This is a genomic window from Roseovarius albus (assembly GCF_900172335.1).
GTDB lineage: Bacteria > Pseudomonadota > Alphaproteobacteria > Rhodobacterales > Rhodobacteraceae > Roseovarius > Roseovarius albus.
Genome location: NZ_FWFX01000004.1, coordinates 206,020 through 229,877 on the forward strand (window position 1 = coordinate 206,020; position 23,858 = coordinate 229,877).

The window sequence follows — 23,858 nt, forward strand, 5'->3', positions numbered from 1 at the left end:
GGGTTTCATTTGTTCAGTTTGACCTTCAATCTTTGACAAGCTGCAAGTACGGGCGAACGCCGCGACGTGGCTGCGAAGGATACTCATGTATTTCGACGTCATCGTTTTGGATCAACTTCAGGGCAGGGGTCTCGATTGGTCGTATCGCTTCAATCGCGCTGGTCTGGATTTCAAACCGACGCGGTCCAATGCCAATCTGACCTTCGGTCAAAAAACAGCCCAACGCACGGGACGTATCTCCCAAATCACTTTTTAGCGGTAGTAGAATGAGCACGCCCTGTAGTGCGGGCGCGTCTGGATTTCCTGCTGAATGCAGGTACAAAGTCAGACTGGCGGGGGTCTCGAAGAGATCGACCAAAGCATCTGCCATACGCATGCGGTCTTCGGGCACTAAAAAGCTGGTGATTGGCATCCCCCGCACTTCCATTCCCATCAGATCGTTGAGGTGCGTGCCTGCCATGCGAAATCGGGCAATGCCCGGGGCAAGTTTCTCAATAATGAAGGCTTTAGAGACGACCTCCTGCAAATTGGCCGGCTCGATGTCGCTGCGCAAAGGAAGAGACCCGTTTACACATTTGTTGATCCAATAGCGTTTAACAGCGTCGATTTGGAGCCTTAAGACTTGAGGAATATCTCTTGATGTCTTGGCCGTTCTGGAAGTTTTAAGCGTATCTGTCATTGATCTACCTGTGTTCACTCATACGATTGCGCATTATGCCCATCCAATTCGTTACGAATTTGACATAGTTTCGTTCCGTTTTGTTTAGATTTCCTAACGATTGGTTAACAGTGAGGAGGGAATTTTCGGTTCTCCTTGCCAGTTCTGAGTCAAATGGGTAGGAGAAACGGGCATCGCAGGAGGCGTATTTTGTTGAAATCTATGACAGCTTTTGCATCCGCCAAAGGCAATGACGATCTCTATTCCTGGGCCTGGGAATTACGTAGCGTTAATGGCAAAGGGCTGGATCTGCGCCAACGTATACCCGACTGGATCGAAGGGCTTGAAGCGGCGTTGCGCGCCCGGATCAGCAAAGCGCTGAGCCGAGGAAATGTCTCTCTGTCTCTGCGTATCCAATCAGAAGAACCAGAAAGCACTCAAAGTCTTAATCAAGCAAACCTGGCCAGTATTTTGGCGCATATGGCCGAAGTGGAAACACAGGCGATGAGCGCCGGTGTATCCTTGGCCCCAGCAACCTCTGCTGATGTCCTCTCTATCCGTGGCGTTTTGGAAAACCGATCCGCTGACAAAGATAGCAAAGCTCTATCCTCCGTGCTCCAAAAAGAATTTGAGCCACTCTTGCAAAGCTTCATCGCCATGCGAGAGAGCGAGGGCCAGGCGCTCGCGCATGTGTTAGACGAGCAGTTGAACCAAATCGAGGCGCTCACGCAGTCCGCGACTGAGGTTCTTGAGGCGCGCCGCGAAGATATGCAATCGGCATTCCGAGCATCTTTAGCGCGTGTAATGGACAACGTTGATGGCGCAGATGAGGCGCGTGTGGCGCAAGAATTGGCGACACTGGCCGTTAAGACCGACATCACTGAAGAGATTGATCGCCTGCGGGCGCATATCAAGGCGGCAAGGGGACTTGTCGCAAAAGGATCTCCCGTTGGCCGAAAGCTGGATTTTTTGGCTCAAGAATTCAATCGCGAGGCCAATACGCTGTGTTCCAAAGCCCAGAATGCGGAACTGACTGCAATCGGGCTGGAGCTCAAAACCGTTATCGATCAGATGCGCGAACAAGTGCAGAATGTGGAGTAGGAGCAATATGAGCAATCGTCGTGGCCTGTTGATCATCCTGTCGTCGCCCTCGGGCGCAGGCAAATCCACATTGAGCAAGCGTCTGAGAACGTGGGATCCGAGCCTTGCCTTTTCTGTCTCTGCCACAACTCGTGAACCAAGACCGGGTGAAGTAGACGGACAGGATTATCATTTCATGACCGAAGAGGATTTCAAGCACGACGTCAGTCACGGCGAGATGCTCGAGCACGCCCACGTCTTTGGCAATTTCTATGGATCTCCCAAAGGCCCAGTGCAGACTGCGATTGAGGCAGGGCGCGACGTGCTGTTTGACATCGACTGGCAAGGCGCGGCCCAGATCCGGAATTCGGAATTGGCTCCACATACGTTGTCGATATTCATCCTGCCGCCTTCGATCATTGAACTTCGTCGTCGTTTGATCAGCCGGGGGCAGGACAGTGACGATGTCATCCAAAAACGCATGCGTAAAAGCTGGGATGAAATCTCACGTTGGGATTCCTATGATCACGTGTTGATTAACGACGATCTGGATGCCACTGAGGCCGATTTGAAAACCATCATAAATGCGACACGTTTACGGCGTATCCAACAACCACACTTGGTGGAACACGTGCGCAAACTACAAACGGAATTCGAGGAAAATCAATGACTTTGTATGCGCTCGATGATCACAGCCCGCAGATTGCCGAGGATACTTGGATCGCGCCAGACGCCAATGTCATCGGGCAGGTGGTCGTCGAAGAGGCGGCCTCGGTCTGGTTTGGCTGCACCCTGCGGGGCGACAACGAGCTCATCCTTATCGGCGCGGGCACTAACGTGCAGGAAAACACCATCATGCACACGGACATGGGCTTTCCGCTGACCATCGGCGCGGGATGCACCATTGGCCACAAGGCGATGTTGCATGGCTGCTCCTTGGGCGAAAATACTCTGATCGGTATGGGGGCCACTGTTTTGAACGGCGCCAAGATCGGCAAGAATTGCTTAATCGGGGCGGGGGCACTGATCACCGAGGGCAAGGAAATCCCGGATGGATCGCTGGTCATGGGGGCACCGGGCAAGGTGGTACGCCAGTTGGATGAGGCCGCGATCGACCGCCTCAAAGTTAGTGCGCGTCATTATCAGCAAAACATGCGTCGCTTCCGCGCGGGACTTCGCGCGCTATAAGAGATGAGACCAAAGGGGCTGAAATGGACACGCAACAGATTAACGCGCTGCTCGATGCTCTGCCACTACCCGCACTGGCCATTGGCCCCAAGGAAACCATTCTGGGCGCCAATGATGCAGCCCTCAGTCTTTTGGGGCGTGGCATGGTGGGGCGTCATTTTATTACGGCTCTGCGTCAGCCCAGTGTTTTGGACGTGGTCGAGGCGACTTTGCGAGATGGCTCTATCAATGCGACCCGTTACCTAAGCAACGATGGCGCTCAAGACACCACCTTTATCATCAACTGCGCGCCGGTGGATGTCGGCCAAGGGGCCGGGGCGTTAGTTTGTTTTGAAGACATTACCCATGTGGAACAAATCGGTCAGATGCGCCGCGACTTTGTGGCGAACGTTAGCCATGAGCTGCGTAGCCCACTGACAGCACTGTCGGGCTTCATCGAAACTTTGCGCGGTCCTGCACGTGATGATGAAGTGGCACGTGAGCGTTTTCTTGCGATCATGCAAGATGAAGCATCGCGTATGGAGCGATTGGTCAAGGATCTCCTGTCACTCAGTCGTGTTGAAAGCGAGGAACGCCAGCGGCCGACCACTGAGATCGATATTTTGCGAGTGATTGGCTCTGTTCTGCATTCATTGCAGCCGTTGATTCTGGGAAACAATATTGAAATCGTTCAAGAATTCGCCAACGACAAAATTATCCTTGCGGGTGATCAAGATCAGCTCCAACAGGTACTGACTAACCTGATCGAAAATGCAATCAAATACGGTGGCCGCGACCAGCGGGTTCATGTACGCGCTAGTACCACGAATGACGAACCCACAATGCGTGGCCCCGCCGTGGTTGTTGCGATCCGCGATCAAGGTCCAGGGATTGACCAGATCCACATTCCCCGTCTGACCGAACGTTTCTATCGCGTTGACAGCCACCGCTCACGCGAGATAGGCGGCACCGGTCTTGGGTTGGCCATCGTTAAACATATCCTAAACCGCCACCGTGGACGTTTGAGAATCGATTCGACCTTAGGAAATGGCAGTGAATTTCGCGTCATTCTACCTTTGGGGAAAAATATTTAACAAATTATTTTAATAAAAGAACATTAATACAATAAGTTAGACGCTCCACCTCTCCTGTCATAAAAGCGTTACAAATCTTTAACAAAAGCGTTGCTGAGCCCGCCTAGAAAGCGCGCAAGGTTTCCGCACACGGCGGAGCCAAGAATTAAATTCAGGAGCGTTACGCATGTCTCTCGTTAAACTGACCACATCTGCTGTGGCCATCGCGGCCGTCTCGGCCTCCGCTGCCTATGCGCGCGACAACGTACAGGTTGCCGGTTCTTCAACCGTTCTGCCTTATGCCTCGATCGTTGCCGAAGCTTTTGGCGAAAACTTTGACTTCCCAACTCCGGTTGTTGAATCGGGCGGCTCTTCCGCTGGCCTCAAGCGCTTCTGCGAAGGCGTTGGTGAAAACACCATAGACGTTGCAAATGCATCGCGCGCCATTCGTGAAAAAGAAGTGAAAGCCTGCGCAGAAAACGGTGTGACTGACATCATCGAAGTTCGCATTGGTTATGACGGCATCGTTTTTGCGTCTCAAATCGACGGCCCAGACTTTACCGCGTTCGAACCGATTGACTGGTTCAATGCCCTGAGCCCAAAAGTTGTTGTTGACGGCGCATTGGTCGACAACCCGAACAACAAATGGTCGGATGCAAATGCTGATTTGCCAGACGTTGAAATCGCGGCCTTCATCCCAGGTACCAAGCACGGTACCCGTGAAGTGTTCGAAGAAAAGGTTCTGGTCGAAGGGTGTAAAGCCTCCGGTGCCTATGACCTGTATCTGGCTGCCGCAGAAGGCGACAGCGAAAAGGCCAAGAAGAAAGCTGCCAAAAAAGCGTGCTACCACGTGCGCACTGATGGTAAATCAGTCGACATCGACGGTGATTACACCGAAACTCTGGCCCGTATCGACAGCAACGCCGAAGGTGTTGGCGTCTTCGGTCTCGCGTTCTACGAGAACAACACAGACAAGCTGAAAGTGGCAACCATGTCGGAGGTTGCTCCTTCGACAGAAACCATTGCATCGGGTGAATACCCAGTATCGCGCCCGCTGTTCTTCTACATCAAAAAGGCCCACATCGGCGTGATCCCAGGCCTGAAAGAATACGCAGAATTCTTCGTCGCCGATGAGATTGCAGGCCCAGATGGTCCACTGGCCGAATATGGTCTCGTATCCGATCCAGAACTGAGCGAGACACAATCCTCGGTTGCCGATGAAACCACACTCGGCGGATCATAATTCATCAAATATCTGGGGTGGCCTTTGGGCCATCTCAACCCACTTTCGTGACTATCCTCTGACGTGATCGGAACTACCATGCCTTCCAACTGGCTCGTCCTGATTGTGCTTGCGCTGGCTACCATCGGCTTTGTGATCGGGCGCGCGCGCGCCATACAAAGCGCAGGTGGCGAAACCAGAGACCTGCATTCTCTGCCATCCTACTATGGTACCCATGTGGCGATGATGGCCGCTGTGCCCGCTATCGGGTTGCTGTTGATCTGGTTGATCGCACAGCCATTAATCATTAACAGCTCAGTTGCGTCCAGCATTCCAGACAGTGCCATTGCAGAAACTGATTTGGGCCTAGTGATGAGTGACGTCCGCCGCGTGGCTGATGGGCTGGATGTAGCCGTCAGCCAAGGTGCGATGACAACTCAGGACGCGCAAAACCTCAATGCTGATGAAACAGATGTGCGTGCCGAACTGGCAAAGGTTGGCGTGGCGCTTGGCTCTGATGTCAGCGTGCCCATTCTTGAAGCTGCACAAGACTACCGGCAAAAGTCCAAAGTGGGCAGTATGGCCATGGCGGCGGCTGTCCTGACGTTGGTTGCAGGGGGCATGTTCTTTGCCGTGGGACGCACAAATAAAAGTTTCCGCGCGCGTAATGTGGTGGAGTCCGGCATCAAAACCTTACTGCTGGCAGCGGCGTCCTTGGCCATCCTGACCACTTTAGGTATCGTGTTGTCGCTGGTCTTTAACACCGTTGAATTCTTTAAGCTTTATCCCCTCAGCGAGTTTTTCTTCGGCCTGACATGGGCTCCCAGTTTTGGTGGCGGGTCCGAACTTGGCTTTCTCCCACTACTGTGGGGCACGCTTTACATCTCAATTATCGCACTAGCTGTCGCTGTACCGATCGGCTTGTTCGCAGCGATTTACCTATCGGAGTACGCCAGCCCGAAAATGCGCTCGGTCGCCAAACCGCTGATCGAAATCCTCGCTGGAATCCCGACAATTGTTTACGGTCTGTTTGCGTTGCTCACGGTCGGCCCGCTGTTGGTCAGCATCTTCGGGGCTGATGGCGTTGGCATCATGAAAGCAGGTACTGCTGTGATGACCGCTGGTTTGGTGATGGGTGTGATGCTGATCCCATTTGTAAGCTCGCTGTCTGATGACATCATCAATGCGGTGCCACAATCCCTGCGTGATGGTTCTTATGGCTTGGGGGCAACCCGGTCAGAAACGATCAAGCAGGTGGTGCTGCCTGCGGCGCTTCCGGGTATTGTGGGGGCAATTTTGCTGGCTGCCTCGCGCGCCATTGGCGAAACTATGATCGTGGTACTGGGGGCGGGGGCCGCCGCCCGATTGAGCCTGAACCCGTTCGAGGCGATGACCACTGTCACTGCCAAGATCGTCAGCCAGCTGACCGGTGACGCTGACTTTGCCTCGCCCGAGGCTTTGGTTGCCTTTGCCTTGGCGATGGCGCTTTTCATCATCACATTGGGGCTTAACGTTGTGGCCCTCTACATCGTGCGCAAATACCGGGAGCAGTACGAATGACCGATATGGCGACCAACAATGATATCGTGCCACCGGCGAAATCTTCGCTGCTGGCGCTAGATGCCCGCACGCAACGCCGAAACCGTGAGGAAAGCACCTTTAAGGCACTTGGTCTGGGCGCTGTCGGGATCGGAATGTTGTTCCTGTTAATCCTGCTGACCACCATCGTCAGTAACGGCGTCGGCGCGTTCACACAGACCTTCATCAATGTACCAGTCTATCTGGATCCGGCCAAGCTCGACAAAAAGGGTGAACGCAATCTTGACGACATCAAGAAGGTTTCAACCTTCGGATACAGCCCCTTGGTTCTGAATGGTCTGCTCGAACTGGTTCAGGAAAATGGAATCGATACACCGTTTGAAAAATCCAAACAGATGAAGAGCCTCGTGTCCGCATCCGCTGCCGCAAAAGTGCGCGACTACGTGATCGCCAACCCGGATCAGATTGGTGAAACTGTCACCTTCAATTTGCTCGCCGCGAGCCGTGTGGATGGCTATCTCAAAGACCGCGTCAAACGCGAGGATGTTGCCCGTGATAAAAACATCTCGGCTGAACACCTCGATCTTGTTGACGAATTGGTCAAGGCAGGGATCGTTAAGAAAGGCTTCAACTGGTCCTTTATCACCGGCGCAGATGCTTCTGAAAGCCGGGCAGAACAGGCCGGAATCGGTGTGGCGATGATGGGGTCATTCTTCATGATGCTGGTGGTGCTTTTGCTCAGCTTGCCCATCGGCGTGGCCGCATCGATCTATCTTGAAGAGTTTGCACCACAAAACAAGTTCACCGACCTGATAGAGGTGAACATCTCGAACCTTGCTGCGGTTCCGTCGATTGTCTTTGGTATCTTGGGTCTGGCTGTATTCATCCAGTTCATGCACCTGCCGCAATCTGCACCATTGGTGGGCGGCTTGGTTCTCACATTGATGACCTTGCCAACGATCATCATCTCAACCCGTGCAGCCCTCAAGGCTGTCCCATCCAGCATCCGTCAAGCGGCACTTGGGGTGGGGGCATCCAAAATGCAGTCGGTGTTCCACCACGTCCTTCCCTTGGCCATGCCCGGCATCTTAACCGGCACCATCATTGGCCTGGCGCAGGCGTTGGGTGAAACCGCTCCGCTTCTATTGATCGGGATGGTGGGCTACATCGCCTCGAACCCGCCAGATGGCATCGTGTCGGGTTTCATGGACCCCAACTCGGCCATGCCTGCGCAGATCTATGAATGGGCAAAACGCGCCGATCCGGCCTACTATGAACGCGCCTGGGGTGGCATCATCATCCTGCTGCTCTTCCTGCTTACTATGAACGTCATCGCCGTCATCCTGCGCCGCCGTTTTGAACGTCGCTGGTAATTGGTTAGGATACAAAGAAATGTTTGACACAGATAACGCAAAGAACACCATGACCCAAACCGACATCAAGTTTTCGGCCAAGAACGTTCAGGTATTTTATGGCGAAAACCACGCCATCAAGGATGTGAATGTCGAGTTGGAAGATAAGACAGTCACTGCCTTCATCGGCCCGTCCGGATGTGGCAAATCCACCTTCCTGCGTTGCCTGAACCGGATGAACGACACCATAGACATCTGCAAGGTCAAGGGTGACATCCTACTGGATGGTGAAGACATCTATGACAAGAGGGTCGATCCGGTACAGCTGCGCGCCAAGGTTGGGATGGTTTTTCAAAAACCAAACCCGTTCCCTAAATCAATCTACGACAATGTGGCCTATGGCCCGCGCATTCACGGTCTGGCGCGCAGCAAGGCCGAGCTGGATGAAATCGTCGAAAAATCCCTTCGGGGTGCGGCCATCTGGAACGAGGTGAAAGATCGCCTTGATGCTCCGGGCACAGGTCTCTCAGGTGGCCAACAACAACGCCTGTGCATTGCCCGTGCGATTGCCACCAAGCCCGAAGTATTGCTGATGGATGAGCCTTGCTCGGCGCTTGATCCCATCGCAACCGCACAAGTCGAAGAGTTGATTGATGACTTGCGCAAGGACTTTTCGGTTGTGATTGTGACTCACTCCATGCAGCAAGCCGCGCGTGTCAGTCAAAAAACTGCCTTTTTCCATCTCGGCAACCTAGTGGAGTTTGGCGAAACCCCGCAAATTTTCACCAACCCAGAAGATGAACGCACCGAAAGCTACATCACAGGCCGTATCGGGTAGGAGCAGAGACAATGAATACCGAAGCACATATCGCATCCGCATTTGATCGCGATCTTGAGGGCATCCAAGCCAAGATCATGAAGATGGGCGGTCTGGTTGAAAATTCGATCCTCAACGCGGTGGAATCTCTGGAAAAGCGAGACGAAGAACAGGCGGAACAGGTTCGCAAAAGTGACCGCGTCATCGATGCGCTTGAAGAAGAGATTAACAACGACGCTGCACAGGTGATTGCCCTTCGTGCCCCAACCGCAGTTGATTTGCGTGTTGTTCTGTCGGTGATGAAGATCAGCGCCAACCTGGAACGCATTGGGGATTATGCGAAAAACATGGCCAAGCGTACCACGGTCCTTTCGCAAATGCCGCCGGTGAATGGCTCTGCTGCTTCTCTGCGCCGTATGGCAAAAGAGGTGGATCGTATGCTGCGTTCGGCGCTTGATGCTTATATTCAGCGCGACGTTGATCTGGCCTACGAGGTTATCCATCGTGACGAAGACGTCGACCAGATGTACAACACATTGTTTCGGGAATTCCTAACCTTCATGATGGAAGACCCGCGTAACATCACCGCCTGCATGCACCTCCATTTCATTGCCAAAAACACAGAACGCATGGGGGATCATGTGACTGCCATAGCCGAACAGGTGATCTATCTGGTTACGGGCGAAACACCCGATGAAAAGCGCCCGAAAGGTGATGAAACCTCGGTTAATCCCGATGTGGCTCCTCAATACGAAGAGTGATTTGGAACTAAAACATGCCGATAGAACAACCCAAGGTTCTCCTTGTTGAAGACGAACCCGCACAGCGCGAAGTTTTGGCTTATAATCTCGAAGCAGATGGTTTTGCCGTGACCAAGGCTGAGAATGGTGAAGAAGCGTTGATACTGGTCGAGGAGGTCTCGCCTGACATCATCTTGCTCGATTGGATGTTGCCGAATGTGTCCGGTATAGAAGTTTGCCGCCGCCTCAAAACACGCAATGAAACCCGAGGTGTTCCGATCATCATGTTGTCGGCCCGCTCGGAGGAAGTCGACCGCGTGCGAGGGTTGGAAATCGGGGCTGATGACTATGTCATCAAGCCCTATTCCGTGGTCGAACTGATGGCCCGTGTTCGCGCGCACCTGCGGCGAACACGGCCTTCCACAGTAGGCGAACGCCTAGAATACCAAGACATAGTGCTGGATTCCGAGACCCACCGCGTGACCCGCGATGAAAAAGCGCTCAAACTCGGGCCCACTGAATTCCGTCTGCTTTCGACTTTCATGGAAAAACCGGGGCGCGTCTGGAGCCGTGAGCAGCTTTTAGACCGCGTCTGGGGGCGCGATATTTACGTTGACAGCCGCACGGTTGATGTGCACATCGGTCGATTGCGCAAAGCGCTGTGCCAGCATGGCGGAAATGACCCACTACGCACGGTACGCGGGGCTGGCTACGCTTTGGGGTGATTCAGCGCGGAAGCATGTCTTCATGATCAACCTGCGTGCTTAGCCAGTCTTTGAACTTAACGAGAGCAACATCGTGTTCCTTGTTCTTTGGCCAGACCAAATAATAAGCGCCGGGCAGGGGCGTGGCGTGACCCCAGGCATGGATTAACCGCCCTGCCGCAATCTCTTGTTCCACCAGATAGTCTGGGATCAGCGCAATACCTAGGCCATGTAAAGCCGCCTGCAGGATGGTTGAAAACTGATCATACAGCATGCCGCTAACCTGTTCGACTTGTTGCCCCTGTGCTGCGAACCAATCACGCCAAGCATCCGGTCGAGTTTGAATGTGCATCAGAGGAAGATTCAGTAGATCTCTTGCAGATTGAATAGGTTTCTCCGCAATAAAACTTGGTGAGCAGACCGCAATAACACTTTCATCCTTTAAGTGTAGAGCATCAGTGTCGGGCCACCCATCCTTGCCAAAATGTATCGCGGCATCAAACGGTTCAGTGTTAAAGTTAAACTCTGTTATGCGCGTGGACAGGTTAATGGTCACTTCAGGGTGCAATCGTGCAAACTCTGGTAGGCGCGGCACCAACCAACGCATACCAAAGCTTGGCAAAATAGCAAGATCCAGGCTGCCTCCGGCTGGATTTATAGTCATTTGAAGTGATGACTTTCCAATAATATTAAGTGCTTCTCTGATATCTTTCGCGTAGTCTTTCGCTTCGGATGTCAACGCCAGTCGCCGCCCTTGTTTGACAAATAGATCGACGCAGAGCTGTGCTTCAAGACTTTGCAATTGGCGGCTCACGGCGCTCTGTGTCAAAGAAAGCTCATTTGCGGCGGCTGTCGCACTGCCCAAACGGTCAACCGCTTCAAGCGCTTGTAAGGCACCAATAGGGGGCAAAAAGCGTCGTGACAGATTCATACTTTCCAAATACTCATGCGTTTATGCGAAATTGTCGATTTTATTTGTCATAATTGCATGTATTTTACAATCAATCATGCAATTTAGCCATTTGGAGCCCTCTCATGAGCCTCGACACCCCCGCATTGCGCGCCAAGGATAAGCCAGATCTGGCAGAGTTTGACTGGCAGGATGCCTTCCGCTTGTCTGATCAGTTGCAAGAAGACGAACGCATGATTGCCGACAGCGCCCGTGCCTATGCGCAGGAAAAGCTGCAGACACGTGTGGTAAAAGCTTATTCGGACGAGGAGACAGACCCCGAGATTTTCCGTGAGATGGGTGAAATGGGCCTATTGGGCACCACAATCCCCGAAGAATATGGCGGGCTGGGCGCGGGCTATGTCAGTTACGGCCTCGTCGCGCGTGAAGTGGAGCGGGTGGATTCCGGCTATCGCAGCATGATGAGCGTCCAATCCAGCTTGGTGATGTATCCGATCTATGCTTACGGCAGCGAGGATCAGCGCCGCAAGTATTTACCAGGACTGGCAAAAGGCGAATTGATCGGCTGCTTTGGCTTGACTGAACCTGACGCAGGCAGTGACCCAGCGGGTATGAAAACCCGGGCCACCAAAACCGATGGCGGCTATGTTCTTAACGGGTCTAAAATGTGGATCTCGAACAGCCCGATCGCCGACGTTTTCGTGATCTGGGCCAAATCCGAAGCCCACGGCGGTAAAATCCGGGGGTTCGTGCTGGACAAGGGCGCCAAGGGCCTGAGCGCCCCACGCATTGACGGTAAGCTTTCTCTGCGCGCCTCGGTCACCGGGGAAATCGTGCTTGATAACGTCGAAGTGGGTGAAGACGCGCTTTTACCCGGAGTTCAGGGGCTTAAAGGTCCGTTTGGTTGCCTCAATCGTGCGCGGTACGGCATCGCTTGGGGTGTTATGGGGTCCGCTGAATTTTGCTGGCACGCAGCACGTCAATATGGGTTGGACCGCCATCAATTCAATCGCCCGCTGGCGCAAACACAGTTATTCCAGAAGAAACTGGCAGATATGCAAACCGAAATCACGCTCGGCCTGCAGGCCGCTTTGCGTGTGGGGCGTCTGATGGATCAAGCCAATGCTGCACCGGAAATGATCAGCATGATTAAGCGCAACAACTGTGGAAAAGCATTGGATATTACCCGCATGGCGCGGGATATGCATGGCGGCAACGGTATTTCCGAAGAATTCCAGGTCATCCGCCACATGATGAATCTTGAAACGGTCAACACTTATGAGGGCACCCATGATGTACACGCGCTCATTCTGGGCCGTGCTCAAACAGGGCTGCAGGCGTTTTTCTAATCGACGTCTTAAATCCCGCTGATAATGTGGCCCGGCTGAAGGAATTTCAGCCGGGTCTTTTGTGGGGCATACGACGTGAACAATCTTTGGCAACAAACCTGTACGGAATCATTCAGTGCACCGGAATTCAGCGGTCACCGGACCGCCGATCTTCTCATCATAGGCGGTGGGTTTACCGGCTGCTCTGCCGCGCTAAGGGCGGCGGAAATGGGGGCGGACGTTACGTTACTTGAGGCTGAAACCATTGGGCACGGGGGGTCAGGTCGAAATGTTGGTTTGGTCAATGCTGGGCTTTGGCTTCCGCCAGACGAAGTCTGCTCCAAAATGGGGCAGGCGGCGGGTGAGCGCTTGAATGAGACCTTGGCCGCAGGGCCAGACGAGGTTTTTGATCTGATCGCGCGTTATGACATTCAATGCGACGCCGTCCGAAATGGCACGTTGCATCTGGCCCATTCCGAAAAGGGCATTGCCCGGCTCAAGGCACGATTAACGCAGTTCGAACGGCAGGGTGCTCCAGTTACATTCTTTGATAAAGAAGAGACGTGCCGCAGAACCGGAAGCGGTATTTTCCACAGTGCATTGCATGATCGTAGGGCAGGGACGATCCAACCGTTATCATATGCAAAGGGACTGGCCCGCGCCGCACAAGCGGCGGGCGCGATGATTCACGAGCGATCTCCAGTTCTGGATCTTTACTATTTAGGTGGGCAATGGCAGGCCCGTACAGAGGTTGGAACAATTTCCGCCAAGTCATTGCTACTTGCTACAAATGCTTATCGGGCGAACATTGAAACTATCGATCATCCAAAGACGGCAATCGTCCAATATTTCCAGATCGTCACGGAACCGCTGAGCTCGCGGCAGCTGGAGCACATCCTGCCAAATCGCGAAGGAGCGTGGGATACTGCACTGATCATGACATCTTTTCGCTTGGATGCCTCAGGGCGCTTGATGGTCGGTGGCATGGGGGATGGGCGGGCGTTGCATCAAAGCTGGGCCAAACGCAAGCTCGCACAAATCTTTCCCTCATTAAAGGGGGCAACAGTTTTCCACGCCTGGAGTGGTCGCATCTCTATGACTGCAGATCACCTTCCACGCATTATGAGATTGGCGCCGAACAGTTACAGTATTTTTGGATATTCAGGGCGCGGCATTTGCCCGGGAACGGTATTCGGATCAGCCGCGGCGCTGGCCCTTTTGACAGACGACCCCACAATATTGCCTGTGCCCGTTTGCGAAAACTACTCGGAGCGGGTCCCTTGCCTGAAATCTGTGTTCTACGAAACCAGCTCATCAACGGTTCATCTCATTTCTGCCAGATAGATCAATTTTATGTTCATTCTTGCACAGTGACCTGTGACATTTGAGGACTTGGCCACTCTCTGGTTAAGTCTTACTTACGACCGACCATGTCATGTTGCCCGACTCAAGGAGAGCCCTGTGGCCCATCTCGCAGACGCAAAATTCACCCAGGGCAATCTGATGCACCACGTTTCGTCAATGTCTTTGACGGCGAGCATCGGACTTATGGCAATCTTTGTTGTTGATCTGGTCGACATCTACTTCATCTCACTGCTTGGTGTTGACGAACTTGCCGCAGCAGCAGGTTATGCCAGTGCCCTGATGTTTTTTGCCAGTGCCATTAATATCGGCCTGTCGATTGCAGCCGCAGCCCTTGTGTCGCGATCCGTCGGAGCGCATCAGGATGAAAAAGCACGAACTTATGCCACCAGCGTGGCAGCGTTTACCGTCGTGATCGGCTTGATCCTCCCGATAATAATTATGACGAATTCGTCTTACTTTCTGGGCCTTCTAGGTGCCAAAGGGGAGATTGCCGACAAAGCTTACACCTACCTGAAAATCATCCTGCCAACGACCATGTTTTCGGGTTTGGCCATGGTCGCGGTTGCAACCTTGCGTGCCTACGGTGATGCGAAACGTGCGATGTATCCGTCCTTGATTGGGGGCGGCATCAACGCTGTGCTGGATCCGATTTTCATCTTCACACTCGGACTAGGATTGGAAGGCGCAGCCTGGGCTACGGCTATTGCCCGCTTTGCGACGATGTTCTTCGCGATATATTCCGCAATCCGACATTACGATGCCTTTGCAGCGCCCCGGGTAGAGAAGATTTTCGGAGATTTGCGAGAGGTTGTTGCTATCGCAATCCCGGCAATCCTCACAAATGTTGCAACACCATTGGGGAGCGCAATTGTCACCCGCGAGATGGCCAAATACGGCACCGAGGCGGTGGCGGGCATGGCGGTCATCGGGCGACTGACACCAGTGGTCTTTGCCGTAGTCTTAGCCCTGTCAGGTGCGGTTGGTCCGATCATTGGCCAAAACTACGGTGCAGCGCGGTTGGACCGCGTGCGTGAAACCTATGTTGATGGTCTTAAGTTCCTCGCCATTTATGTCTTATTGGCGACGCTCTTCCTCTACCTTGTTCGCGAACCATTGGCGGATATGTTCGACGCTCAGGGCGATGCTCGCGTGCTGCTGTATTGGTTCTGCGGTCCGCTGGCGCTGGCCAGCTTTTTTAACGGGGCAATCTATGTCTCAAACGCGTCCTTCAACAACCTTGGCCACGCACCTTATTCAAGCTGGGTAAACTGGGGCCGTCATACACTGGGTACGATCCCGTTCGTTTTGGTCGGGGCAGCATTGATGGGGGCACCGGGCGTCTTGGTTGGTCAGGCTTTGGGAGGCGCTGTCTTTGCTGCCATCGCGGTCTGGCTGAGTTTCCGTGTGATTGAAAGCCCGGGTCACAAACTGTTCATGCCGTATCTCTGTCCACAAATGCACAGAATGCACATTGTCTCAAATCGTTGCATTCGCTAACCGATACTCAACACGGCGCTTTGCATTCTGATTGCGACACGCCTTTGGATGCGATGCCGTTTTTAAGCAAATTTAAGAAATAAATCGTTGATTTTGGGTTTCCTGAGCTCAATATTTAGGTGTGGTAATGCCTGCATGACAACTGCGGGCCCCACAATCATAAACAGGGAGTTTCAATCAAATGAAACAGAAACAAGACACATTGGTCTTGGGCCGCATTGTCGAAGCGGGTAAGCAACGACAGATTACGCGGCGCCATTTTATGCAACATGCTACAGCAGCGGGTCTGTCGGTCGCAGCCGCGTCTGCGCTGTGGACAAATGAAGTTTCTGCGGCAACACCCGAAAAAGGTGGATCATTCCGCTTGGGTGTTCACGATGGTAACACCAGCGACACCATGGATATGGGCAAGTACCAGTCCGTTGGTGAAATCCAACTTGGGCATACGTTCCGCAGCTTCCTGACGGAAATTACATCCGACAACAAGCTTGGCGGCGATATGGCAACCGGTTGGGAAGCCTCTCCAGATGCAAAACAGTGGACGTTTGAGCTGGCAAAGGACGCCTCGTTCCACGATGGTCGCCCATTCACAGCAAAAGACGCGATCGCCTCACTGAACCACCACCGTGGTGAAGGCAACACCTCGGCCGCGGCTTCACTGCTGGCAAATATCACTGACATCACGGCAGATGGCGATCACAGCATCGTCATTGATCTTGATCAGGGCTTTGCTGATCTTCCATGGGTTCTGGCTGACTACCATCTGACAATGGTTCCCGCCAAAGAAGATGGAACAGCCGAATGGGAGACCCAAATGGGCGCGGGTCCCTACAAGATTGTAGATCACGATCCGGGCGTTGGCACATTCATGGAACGTCACGATGGCTGGCATCGTGAAGGTGCTTACTTCGACAAAGTCGAACATGCGATCCTGAACGATCCAAACGCACGTCAAACTGCGTTGGTTTCCGGCGATGTTGATGCGATCACATCTGTCGATTTGAAGACACTCAGCCTGCTGGCACGTGCACCGAATGTCGAAGTGGAAAACGTTGCTTCTGGCTCGGCCATTACAATGCCGATGTTCTGTGATCAGGCGCCATTTGATGACGTCAACGTCCGTCTGGCCTTGAAGCACGCGATCAACCGCGAAGACATCGTTGAAAAGATTCTGTTTGGCACTGGTATCCCAGGCAACGACTTCCACGTTTCGCCAAACATGCCCTACTGGCCTGACATTGAACAGCGCCAGTATGACCCAGACAAAGCCAAGTGGCACATGAAAGAAGCGGGTCTCGATTCACTGAGCGTTGAATTATCTGCTGCAGACAGCGTGTTACCGGGTGCGGTTGACATGTGTGTTCTGTTCAGTGAGCACGCCAAGGCGGCGGGCATTGACCTCAAAGCGATCCGAGAGCCAAATGACGGCTATTGGTCTGATGTCTGGTTGAAGAAACCGTTCGTCTTTGTGAAATGGGGCGCGCGTCCAACGCCAGACAACATGCTGACACTGGCCTACAAAGGTGATGCACCTTGGAACGAGTCGCATTGGCAAAACGAGCGCTTTGATGAGCTACTGCTGCAAGCGAAAGCAGAGCTGGATGAAACCCGCCGTGCAGAAATGTACCGCGAGATGTGTCAGCTTTCTCGTGATGATGGTGGCACAATCATCCCTGCGTTCCTCAACTTTGTTTATGCCCGCAGCAACAAAGTTGGCCGTGGCGACAGTCTGGCTGCAAGCTGGGAAGCAGATGGCGCACGCGGTTCACACCGCTGGTGGTTCACAAGCTAAATCAGTCGCAGGACAAAATTGGAAAGCCGGGCAAGCACCCGGCTTTCTTCTTTCTAACACAAACGTTTGCAGCCATTGATTAATTCACATGACTCGATAAACTCGCCTCAACGCGGGGGAGAGTATTATGTCTGAGGTCAAAGAAGTCAGGTTCACTGAGGGGAACCTGATGAAGCACGTCACGGTAATGTCTTTCACATCCAGTATCGGCATTATGGCCATCTACGTGGTAGATCTCTTTGACATCTTTTTCATCTCACTTCTAGGTCAAAAGGAGATGGCTGCCGCAGCAGGTTATGCAAGCACGCTGATGTTTTTTGTTAGCGCTATAAACATTGGTCTATCAATTGCAGCAGGCGCGCTGATCGCTTCGGCCCTTGGAGCTAGCAACCGCCAAAAGGCCCGTGAAATAACTTCGAGCGTGGCTGTAATTGCAACCATAATCGGGATTGTTTTCCCGCTACTGATGCTTCCAAACATCGAATACTTGCTAAGTTTAATCGGTGCGACGGGGGACGTTCAGGAAATGGCTGCCAGGTATCTCTGGATCATTTTGCCTGCCACAGTATTCTCAGGCATCTCGATGACAGCAGTTGTAGCCCTGCGCGCTTACGGAGAAGCCAAATGGGCGATGTATCCGTCTTTGGCCGGCGCAGGCGTCAATTTTGTGATGGATCCAATTTTCATCTTTGCTCTAGGTCTTGGCCTTGAAGGTGCGGCCGTTGCGACAGTGTGCGCGCGTCTTGCCACCCTGTATCTAGCCATTCGCGGTTCGACCCGGCGCAGTAATGCATTCGTCAGGCCAACTATGCCGATGGTCGTGAAACATACTGGCGCGATTGTTCGCTTCGCAATTCCTGCAGTAATGCAATCAATTGCTTCTCCAGTCGCAATGGCCATCCTGACCCGGTACATGGCCAAATTCGGCTCAGAGGCCGTGGCCGGTATGGCGGTCATTGGCCGTCTGGCTCCGGTTGTGTTTTCGGTTGTGAACGCTTTGCGTGGTGCTGTTGGCCCAATCATCGGCCAAAACTATGGGGCAGGGCGCATGGATCGCGTTCGCGAAACTTATTTCTCCGGCCTCAAGTTCCTTGGTATCTACGTGATTGCCACATTCACCATTCTCTTTGTTCTGCGGGTCCCCATCGCCAACGCCTTCGGCGCGACTGGCTTGACCCGAGAACTGCTCTATCTCTTTTGTGGTCCGCTCGCAGTGGTGGCCTTCTTTAATGGCACAATCTTCCTATCGAATGCCACTTTCAACAATATGGGTCATCCGGGGTATTCCTCCTGGCTCAACTGGGGTCGCAGCACGATCGGCATGCTACCATTCGTTCATGTCGGGTCACTGGCTTTCGGGGCGAAGGGTGTCTTAATTGGTGCGGTCGTTGGCGGCGCAGTCTTCGCCGCCATCTGCGCCAAGATCAGTTTCAACCTGATGAATCGCAAAATCGCTTCGCAAACCCCATCAGAACCCGAACTTGGGTACGATCAGGAAAGCGAGCATGTCATGGTGAATCAGGTTAATTCCATCCAGTGATGATCTCACGGAAATGATTGGGTCTAGAATTTGCACCGTGGCTTCACGGTCTCTCATTGCTTGACAGATCCAGCCAATCCATTTCCGCTGTGCTTAAGGTCAGATCACCTGCTTTTACTGAATCGAGAACGTGCGCTGGAGACCCTGCTCCATTGAGGGCAACAGCTGGAAACGGTTGGTTTACGGCAAAAGCCAGAGCGATAGCGTAAAGAGAAACGCCTTTGTCCGCCGCCAGCGCCTCGGCACGGCGTTTTCTTTCAAAGTTCCCGTCTGAATAGAACACGCGCACCAAGTCGGCGTTGCTATGATCCTGAGCCCGGCCATGGGCGAAGAAACCACGCCCAAGCGCCGACCATGCGATGAGTGGGAGCTGGTTCTCTGAATGCCATGTGCGGTCGGCGTCATTGGCAACCGCTGTATTGGGCCAAAAGGGTTCGTTTGATCGGGCCAGCGAAAACGCCGGGCTTGAACAGGTGAGTTCGGCCTTTCCATGCGATCTTGCATAGTTGATCGCGTCGTCAATTCTCTTTGTCGTCCAATTGGAGGCGCCATAGGCCTTGATCCTCCCTGCGCGCACTTCTTCGTCCAGAGCGTCGATCAGTGGCGCAATGTCGTGCGAGGGATCATCGCGATGAAACATCCAGAGATCCAATCCGTCCGTCTTAAGACGCTCCAAGGACCCGTCGATGGCGCGATGGATAAAGTCGGCGCTGATCTGTGCGCCTTCGCCACCGTAGAGCGGTTTGCAAAATCCGGGGATCAACCCTTTTGTGGCAAGAACAATCTTGTCACGCCGCGCCGGATCTGCGGCGAGCCAATCGCCAATCACCTGTTCCGAATACCCGTATTGTTCCACCGCGCCATAGATTTCGGCGGTATCCACATAGGTTCCACCAGCAGAAACAAAAGCGTTAAGAATGGCTTCGTCCCGCGCTTGCGTATCAGGATGAAAGATCATTGTGCCCAGACCGATGACCGAGGCCGGTTTTTCGACGCCACCAAGTGTTATCGTCCGCATGGAGTAACCTTTCGTCAGGCAACAAACAGATTATACCCGGTTCTTCGCTAATACCATATTCTTGGGATTATTTTTTGAAGATGGGGACGGGCTTTATAATTGTGAACGCTCTAAGGAACTAAAATTTAATCAATGCTGTCGGTTTTGGCATTCTTTGTCAAATGGGGTGTTTATGCAGGTCTGAATTGTTTGCATTGTTGCAAAGTGAGCGAATAGTTGCCTTGCAATACTCGACATATGGGTAGGGGAGGCCGTTCGGAGATATTTTCAGCAAAATCTCTGTGATCAGCCTCCATTTTCCAAACATATCGGATGTCTACTTAGAGCCCAAATTGCCCAATGCCGCACAGCCAAACAATGTTTGGTTCGAAAAAAAGAGTGTAAAGCGAGACTAAGAGACCATAATTGCTGCGAGGTGATCTCAATAGCAACGCCTGATTTCATATCAAACGGGCCATCAACCTTGGGAATTGATTGGCCTTGCTAGGTCGCTCGACTATGCTTTTCGCAATATTACAACGACTTTTTAGTTCTTTAGGAGATCAAGAATGTTAATCTCTATTTCAGATGATCTTTGGGTTGTGGACGGAGAATGCGTTAAGTTCTGGGGTTTTGTTTATCCGACAAGATCAGTTGTAGTCCGGTTGAACAACGGCGGTATTTGGGTCTGGTCACCGATCCAGTGCAGCGAAGAACTGGCTCGAGAGGTTGCAAATCTAGGCCCGGTTACCCATTTGGTCAGCCCCTGTCCAATCCACCATCTCTTCATTGGTGATTGGAAAGAGCGGTTTCCAGAGGCCAAAATCTGGGGGCCTCTTTCAACTCAGAAGAAACGTGCAGACTTAACGTTTGAGCCTGCTTTGACAGACGACGCACCCGACGATTGGTGCGAAGAAATTGAACAATTCCATGTGGATGAATCGCAGGCCAATGATGAGGTTTTGTTCCTTCACCACAAATCCAACACGCTGATCATGGCGGATTTTTCCGAAAACTTTACCGATGAGTTTCTCAAAACCCATTGGCGTCCTTGGCAACGGTGGATTGCCCGTCATTGGGGCGTCGTCAAGGGTAAAGGCTATGCTCCGCTGGACTGGCGCGTCACTTTCCGGAAGCGCACAAAGCTGAAAGAATTGAAAGCCACATTGCTCTCCCGCCCGGTAGAAAATGTCATTATGGCCCACGGAACCATGCAGATTTCCAATGGGCAAGCCTATCTAAATCAATGCCTGGCATGGATCTGAGCCAAGGATTCCAGCTGGAGTGAATCCGGAAGGGTTAGTGCCGTAATAAAGCGGACCTTTGGAAGAATGCAGCGAAGGACCGAAAAGTCCGCATTGCAGTCATTGGAGTGCACGAACAATTCTTCGTTTCCAATTTGCGGCTTTCGAGGCGATCAGGACTTGCGCACCTGTAAACAAGCGTCTATACGCGCGTCATTCAATTCGCAGGCATGGGCGGGCCTTTGAGGGAGACATCCTCAAATGTCCACCGGTTGAAGCATCCGCTTCTCATCCCGTGCCGAGGCGTAAACCGGAAAGGATAAAGAACATGGCTCTTCCTGAGTTCACCATGCGTCAGCTGCTTGAAGCGGGCGTTCACTTTGGTCACCAAACACAGCGCTGGAATCCCCGTATGGGCGAGTACATCTACGGCTCGCGCAATGGCATCCACATCATGGACCTGACACAGACCGCGCCAATGCTGGACGTCGCGTTAAACGCGATCCGCGAAACTGTTGCCAAAGGCGGTCGTTTGCTGTTCGTTGGGACCAAGCGCCAAGCATCGACTCCAGTTGCCGAAGCGGCAGAGAAATGCGCGCAATACTACATGAACCACCGTTGGTTGGGCGGCACGCTGACCAACTGGCAAACCGTTTCCAAGTCGATCCAGCGTCTGAAGCAGATCAACGAGCAGCTGGAAGGCGGCGCTGATGGTCTGACCAAAAAAGAGCGTCTGGGCATTGAGCGCGACCAGGAGAAGCTGCAAGCGTCTCTGGGCGGCATCACCGAAATGGGTGGCGTGCCTGACATGCTGTTCGTCATTGACGTGAAAAAAGAAGCACTGGCCATCGCCGAAGCCAACAAACTGGGTATCCCGGTTGTTGCTGTTGTCGACACCAACTGCTCGCCCGATGGTGTTGACTACATCATACCAGGCAATGACGACGCAGCACGTGCAATTGCACTGTACACCGATCTGGTTTCACGCGCGGCTCTGGACGGCATGACCGCTCAGATGGGTGCGGCAGGTGTCGATCTGGGTGCTCTGGAAGAAGCGCCAGCAGAAGAAGCGATTGCCGAAGAAGCCCCAGCTGAAGCTGCTGCTGCAGAAGGCTAAGCCGCTTTCACGCAAATGATACGGGCGGCTGTTATCTGCCGCCCACGACCCACGTTATTCTAAGGAGAACCAAGATGGCGATTACAGCTGCTATGGTTAAAGAACTGCGCGACAGCACTGGCGCAGGCATGATGGACGCGAAAAAAGCGTTGACCGAAAACGATGGCGACATGGAAGCGGCGGTGGACTGGCTGCGCACCAAAGGTCTGGCGAAAGCGGCCAAGAAATCCGGCCGTACGGCGGCTGAAGGTCTGGTTGCGGTCAAAGTTGACGGTGGCAAAGGTGTTGCTGTTGAAGTGAATTCGGAAACCGATTTCGTTGCCAAGAATGCTGACTTCCAGAACATGGTAGCATCGGTTGCAGCTGTTGCTCTTGGCACGTCTAACATTGACGAGCTGAAGGCGGCGGATCTGGACGGTAAAACCGTTGAAGAAACCATCACTGCAAAAGTGGCCACCATTGGTGAAAACATGTCCGTGCGCCGTATGGCCGCGCTGGAAGGCGACAATGTTGTAGCTTACGTGCACAACGCAGCCGCTGACGGCATGGGCAAAATCGGTGTTCTGGTTGCGCTGAAAGGCGGCGACGAGGCGTTCGGCAAGCAGGTTGCGATGCACATCGCGGCGACCAACCCTGCCGCGCTGAACGAGGCCGAGCTGGACCAAGCTGTTGTTGAAAAAGAAAAGCAGGTTCAGATCGACATCGCGCGCGAGTCGGGCAAGCCAGAAAACATCATCGAAAACATGATCAAAGGCCGCATGAAAAAATTCATGGCCGAGATCACGCTGGTGAACCAGGCATTCGTCATAAACCCAGATCTGACCGTTGAAGCCGCGGCCAAAGAAGCCGGCGCAGAAATCACCGGTTACGTGCGTCTGGAAGTGGGCGAAGGCATCGAAGTCGAAAAAGAAGACTTCGCCGCCGAGGTTGCCAAAGCAGCCCAAGGCTAAGCTTACGCTTCATGGCTAAGAATTCAGGGCACCTTCGGGTGCCCTTTTTCATTGATCACGCGATGTGCTGTCGAGTGAAATTTGATAGTCCAGCTGTTGCATGGTTTGGCCGAAAGCCGTTGACCAAAATCTGTTTGCAACTTCAAATCCAAAACTTTCATATAATCGACATGCTTCAGGATGCCGGTCAAAGGTGGAAACAACAACAGTTTCAATGCCATTCAGCCCTGCGTTGGCCAAGACATTGCGCAGCATACGCGACCCTATCCCCTGACCACGGTGCGCGTGCTCAATAAAAAACAGTCGTATGCGTCCAACGGTTGCGGTTTCCGAACTAAAGAATATGCAGCCGACCGGTCGGGCCGTTGATTCAGTTATGAGATAGTTGGATTCCGGGTTTGATATTTTATCTTCCAATACGTCCAAAGCGGCATCCACTGCGTTGGTGAATATCACATCAAAATTGTGGAAAGACTGATAGAAATGTGAATTGGCTTTGAGAACCCAAGGACGATCACTGCGTTGATAAGGGCGAAACGTAACCAAATCACACGATCCACATTGTGAAGATAGCAATGGATTGAAGTTAGTTTGGAATGTCAAGAATGGTCAATATAGGCGCTAAATTAACGTTTGCGGCCTGATTTTAACTTTTGCGTAAATTCATGTGGTGTTATGGTCGCGCTCAGCACACGGCGATGGCGTCGCCGGGGGCAGGGGCCCTTGCTTTTTATAACATTCCTGTACGCCGGGACTTTCAATCAGG

Annotated in this window: 22 protein-coding genes; 18 read left to right on the plus strand and 4 right to left on the minus strand. The window is 52.9% G+C overall.

Features of this window, described 5'->3' with window-relative positions:
- Positions 1-25 precede the first annotated feature (25 nt).
- Positions 26-679, minus strand: a complete 654-nt coding sequence (locus tag ROA7450_RS08365; protein ID WP_085805249.1) for a PAS domain-containing protein — start codon at positions 677-679, stop codon at positions 26-28.
- A gap of 201 nt (positions 680-880) precedes the next feature.
- Between ROA7450_RS08365 and ROA7450_RS08370 the strand changes: the two genes are divergently transcribed.
- From ROA7450_RS08370 to phoB, 10 genes are all read left to right on the plus strand, one after another.
- On the plus strand, positions 881-1,759 hold the full coding sequence (locus ROA7450_RS08370; protein WP_234999469.1) for a YicC/YloC family endoribonuclease: 879 nt from the start codon (positions 881-883) through the stop codon (positions 1,757-1,759).
- A gap of 7 nt (positions 1,760-1,766) precedes the next feature.
- A complete protein-coding gene (gmk, locus tag ROA7450_RS08375) occupies positions 1,767-2,408 on the plus strand; it encodes a guanylate kinase (protein WP_085805251.1) in 642 nt (213 codons plus the stop codon).
- Positions 2,405-2,926, plus strand: a complete 522-nt coding sequence (locus ROA7450_RS08380; RefSeq protein WP_085805252.1) for a gamma carbonic anhydrase family protein — start codon at positions 2,405-2,407, stop codon at positions 2,924-2,926. The genes gmk and ROA7450_RS08380 overlap by 4 nt, the downstream gene beginning before the upstream one ends.
- A gap of 23 nt (positions 2,927-2,949) precedes the next feature.
- Positions 2,950-3,999: an ATP-binding protein gene (locus ROA7450_RS08385; protein ID WP_085805253.1), complete on the plus strand. Its 1,050-nt coding sequence runs from the start codon at positions 2,950-2,952 to the stop codon at positions 3,997-3,999.
- Positions 4,000-4,165: 166 nt separating this feature from the next.
- Positions 4,166-5,221, plus strand: coding sequence for a substrate-binding domain-containing protein (locus tag ROA7450_RS08390; RefSeq protein ID WP_085805254.1), 1,056 nt, complete (start codon positions 4,166-4,168; stop codon positions 5,219-5,221).
- Between the two features lie 78 nt (positions 5,222-5,299).
- Positions 5,300-6,760 carry a phosphate ABC transporter permease subunit PstC gene (pstC, locus tag ROA7450_RS08395; RefSeq protein WP_085805255.1) on the plus strand — a complete coding sequence of 487 codons (1,461 nt, stop codon included), beginning with the start codon at positions 5,300-5,302 and terminating at the stop codon, positions 6,758-6,760.
- The gene (gene pstA, locus ROA7450_RS08400; protein ID WP_085805256.1) at positions 6,757-8,112 is read left to right on the plus strand and encodes a phosphate ABC transporter permease PstA; all 1,356 of its coding nucleotides are present in this window, start codon (positions 6,757-6,759) and stop codon (positions 8,110-8,112) included. Before pstC ends, pstA begins: the two co-directional genes overlap by 4 nt.
- Before the next feature lie 49 nt (positions 8,113-8,161).
- On the plus strand, positions 8,162-8,929 hold the full coding sequence (gene pstB / locus ROA7450_RS08405; protein ID WP_306372427.1) for a phosphate ABC transporter ATP-binding protein PstB: 768 nt from the start codon (positions 8,162-8,164) through the stop codon (positions 8,927-8,929).
- A gap of 11 nt (positions 8,930-8,940) precedes the next feature.
- Positions 8,941-9,669 carry a phosphate signaling complex protein PhoU gene (phoU, locus tag ROA7450_RS08410; protein WP_085805258.1) on the plus strand — a complete coding sequence of 243 codons (729 nt, stop codon included), beginning with the start codon at positions 8,941-8,943 and terminating at the stop codon, positions 9,667-9,669.
- Between the two features lie 14 nt (positions 9,670-9,683).
- The gene (gene phoB / locus ROA7450_RS08415; protein WP_085805259.1) at positions 9,684-10,373 is read left to right on the plus strand and encodes a phosphate regulon transcriptional regulator PhoB; all 690 of its coding nucleotides are present in this window, start codon (positions 9,684-9,686) and stop codon (positions 10,371-10,373) included.
- Between the two features lies 1 nt (position 10,374).
- Here phoB and ROA7450_RS08420 read toward each other — a convergent pair whose 3' ends face one another.
- On the minus strand, positions 10,375-11,283 hold the full coding sequence (locus ROA7450_RS08420) for a LysR family transcriptional regulator (RefSeq protein WP_085805260.1): 909 nt from the start codon (positions 11,281-11,283) through the stop codon (positions 10,375-10,377).
- Between the two features lie 104 nt (positions 11,284-11,387).
- Between ROA7450_RS08420 and ROA7450_RS08425 the strand changes: the two genes are divergently transcribed.
- From ROA7450_RS08425 to ROA7450_RS08445, 5 genes are all read left to right on the plus strand, one after another.
- On the plus strand, positions 11,388-12,611 hold the full coding sequence (locus tag ROA7450_RS08425; RefSeq protein ID WP_085805261.1) for an acyl-CoA dehydrogenase: 1,224 nt from the start codon (positions 11,388-11,390) through the stop codon (positions 12,609-12,611).
- A gap of 75 nt (positions 12,612-12,686) precedes the next feature.
- A complete protein-coding gene (locus tag ROA7450_RS08430) occupies positions 12,687-13,934 on the plus strand; it encodes an NAD(P)/FAD-dependent oxidoreductase (protein WP_085805262.1) in 1,248 nt (415 codons plus the stop codon).
- A gap of 117 nt (positions 13,935-14,051) precedes the next feature.
- Positions 14,052-15,452 (plus strand): MATE family efflux transporter, encoded by a 1,401-nt coding sequence (locus ROA7450_RS08435; protein WP_234999470.1) that lies wholly within the window; start codon positions 14,052-14,054, stop codon positions 15,450-15,452.
- 181 nt (positions 15,453-15,633) lie between these two features.
- Positions 15,634-17,244 (plus strand): ABC transporter substrate-binding protein, encoded by a 1,611-nt coding sequence (locus tag ROA7450_RS08440; RefSeq protein WP_085805263.1) that lies wholly within the window; start codon positions 15,634-15,636, stop codon positions 17,242-17,244.
- A 127-nt stretch (positions 17,245-17,371) separates the two neighbouring features.
- Positions 17,372-18,784, plus strand: coding sequence for an MATE family efflux transporter (locus ROA7450_RS08445; protein ID WP_085805264.1), 1,413 nt, complete (start codon positions 17,372-17,374; stop codon positions 18,782-18,784).
- Between the two features lie 43 nt (positions 18,785-18,827).
- Here ROA7450_RS08445 and ROA7450_RS08450 read toward each other — a convergent pair whose 3' ends face one another.
- Positions 18,828-19,802 carry an aldo/keto reductase gene (locus tag ROA7450_RS08450; RefSeq protein ID WP_085805265.1) on the minus strand — a complete coding sequence of 325 codons (975 nt, stop codon included), beginning with the start codon at positions 19,800-19,802 and terminating at the stop codon, positions 18,828-18,830.
- 548 nt (positions 19,803-20,350) lie between these two features.
- Between ROA7450_RS08450 and ROA7450_RS08455 the strand changes: the two genes are divergently transcribed.
- The 3 genes from ROA7450_RS08455 to tsf all read left to right on the plus strand — a co-directional run bounded on the left by ROA7450_RS08455 (position 20,351) and on the right by tsf (position 23,092).
- Entirely contained in the window at positions 20,351-21,046 is a 696-nt protein-coding gene (locus tag ROA7450_RS08455) for a DUF4336 domain-containing protein (RefSeq protein WP_085805266.1), read from the plus strand.
- Positions 21,047-21,353: 307 nt separating this feature from the next.
- Positions 21,354-22,142 carry a 30S ribosomal protein S2 gene (gene rpsB / locus ROA7450_RS08460; protein WP_085805267.1) on the plus strand — a complete coding sequence of 263 codons (789 nt, stop codon included), beginning with the start codon at positions 21,354-21,356 and terminating at the stop codon, positions 22,140-22,142.
- 74 nt (positions 22,143-22,216) lie between these two features.
- On the plus strand, positions 22,217-23,092 hold the full coding sequence (tsf, locus tag ROA7450_RS08465) for a translation elongation factor Ts (RefSeq protein ID WP_085805268.1): 876 nt from the start codon (positions 22,217-22,219) through the stop codon (positions 23,090-23,092).
- A gap of 48 nt (positions 23,093-23,140) precedes the next feature.
- On the opposite strand, the gene ROA7450_RS08470 is transcribed toward tsf, so the two are convergent.
- Positions 23,141-23,695, minus strand: a complete 555-nt coding sequence (locus ROA7450_RS08470) for a GNAT family N-acetyltransferase (RefSeq protein ID WP_085805269.1) — start codon at positions 23,693-23,695, stop codon at positions 23,141-23,143.
- Positions 23,696-23,858 lie beyond the last annotated feature (163 nt).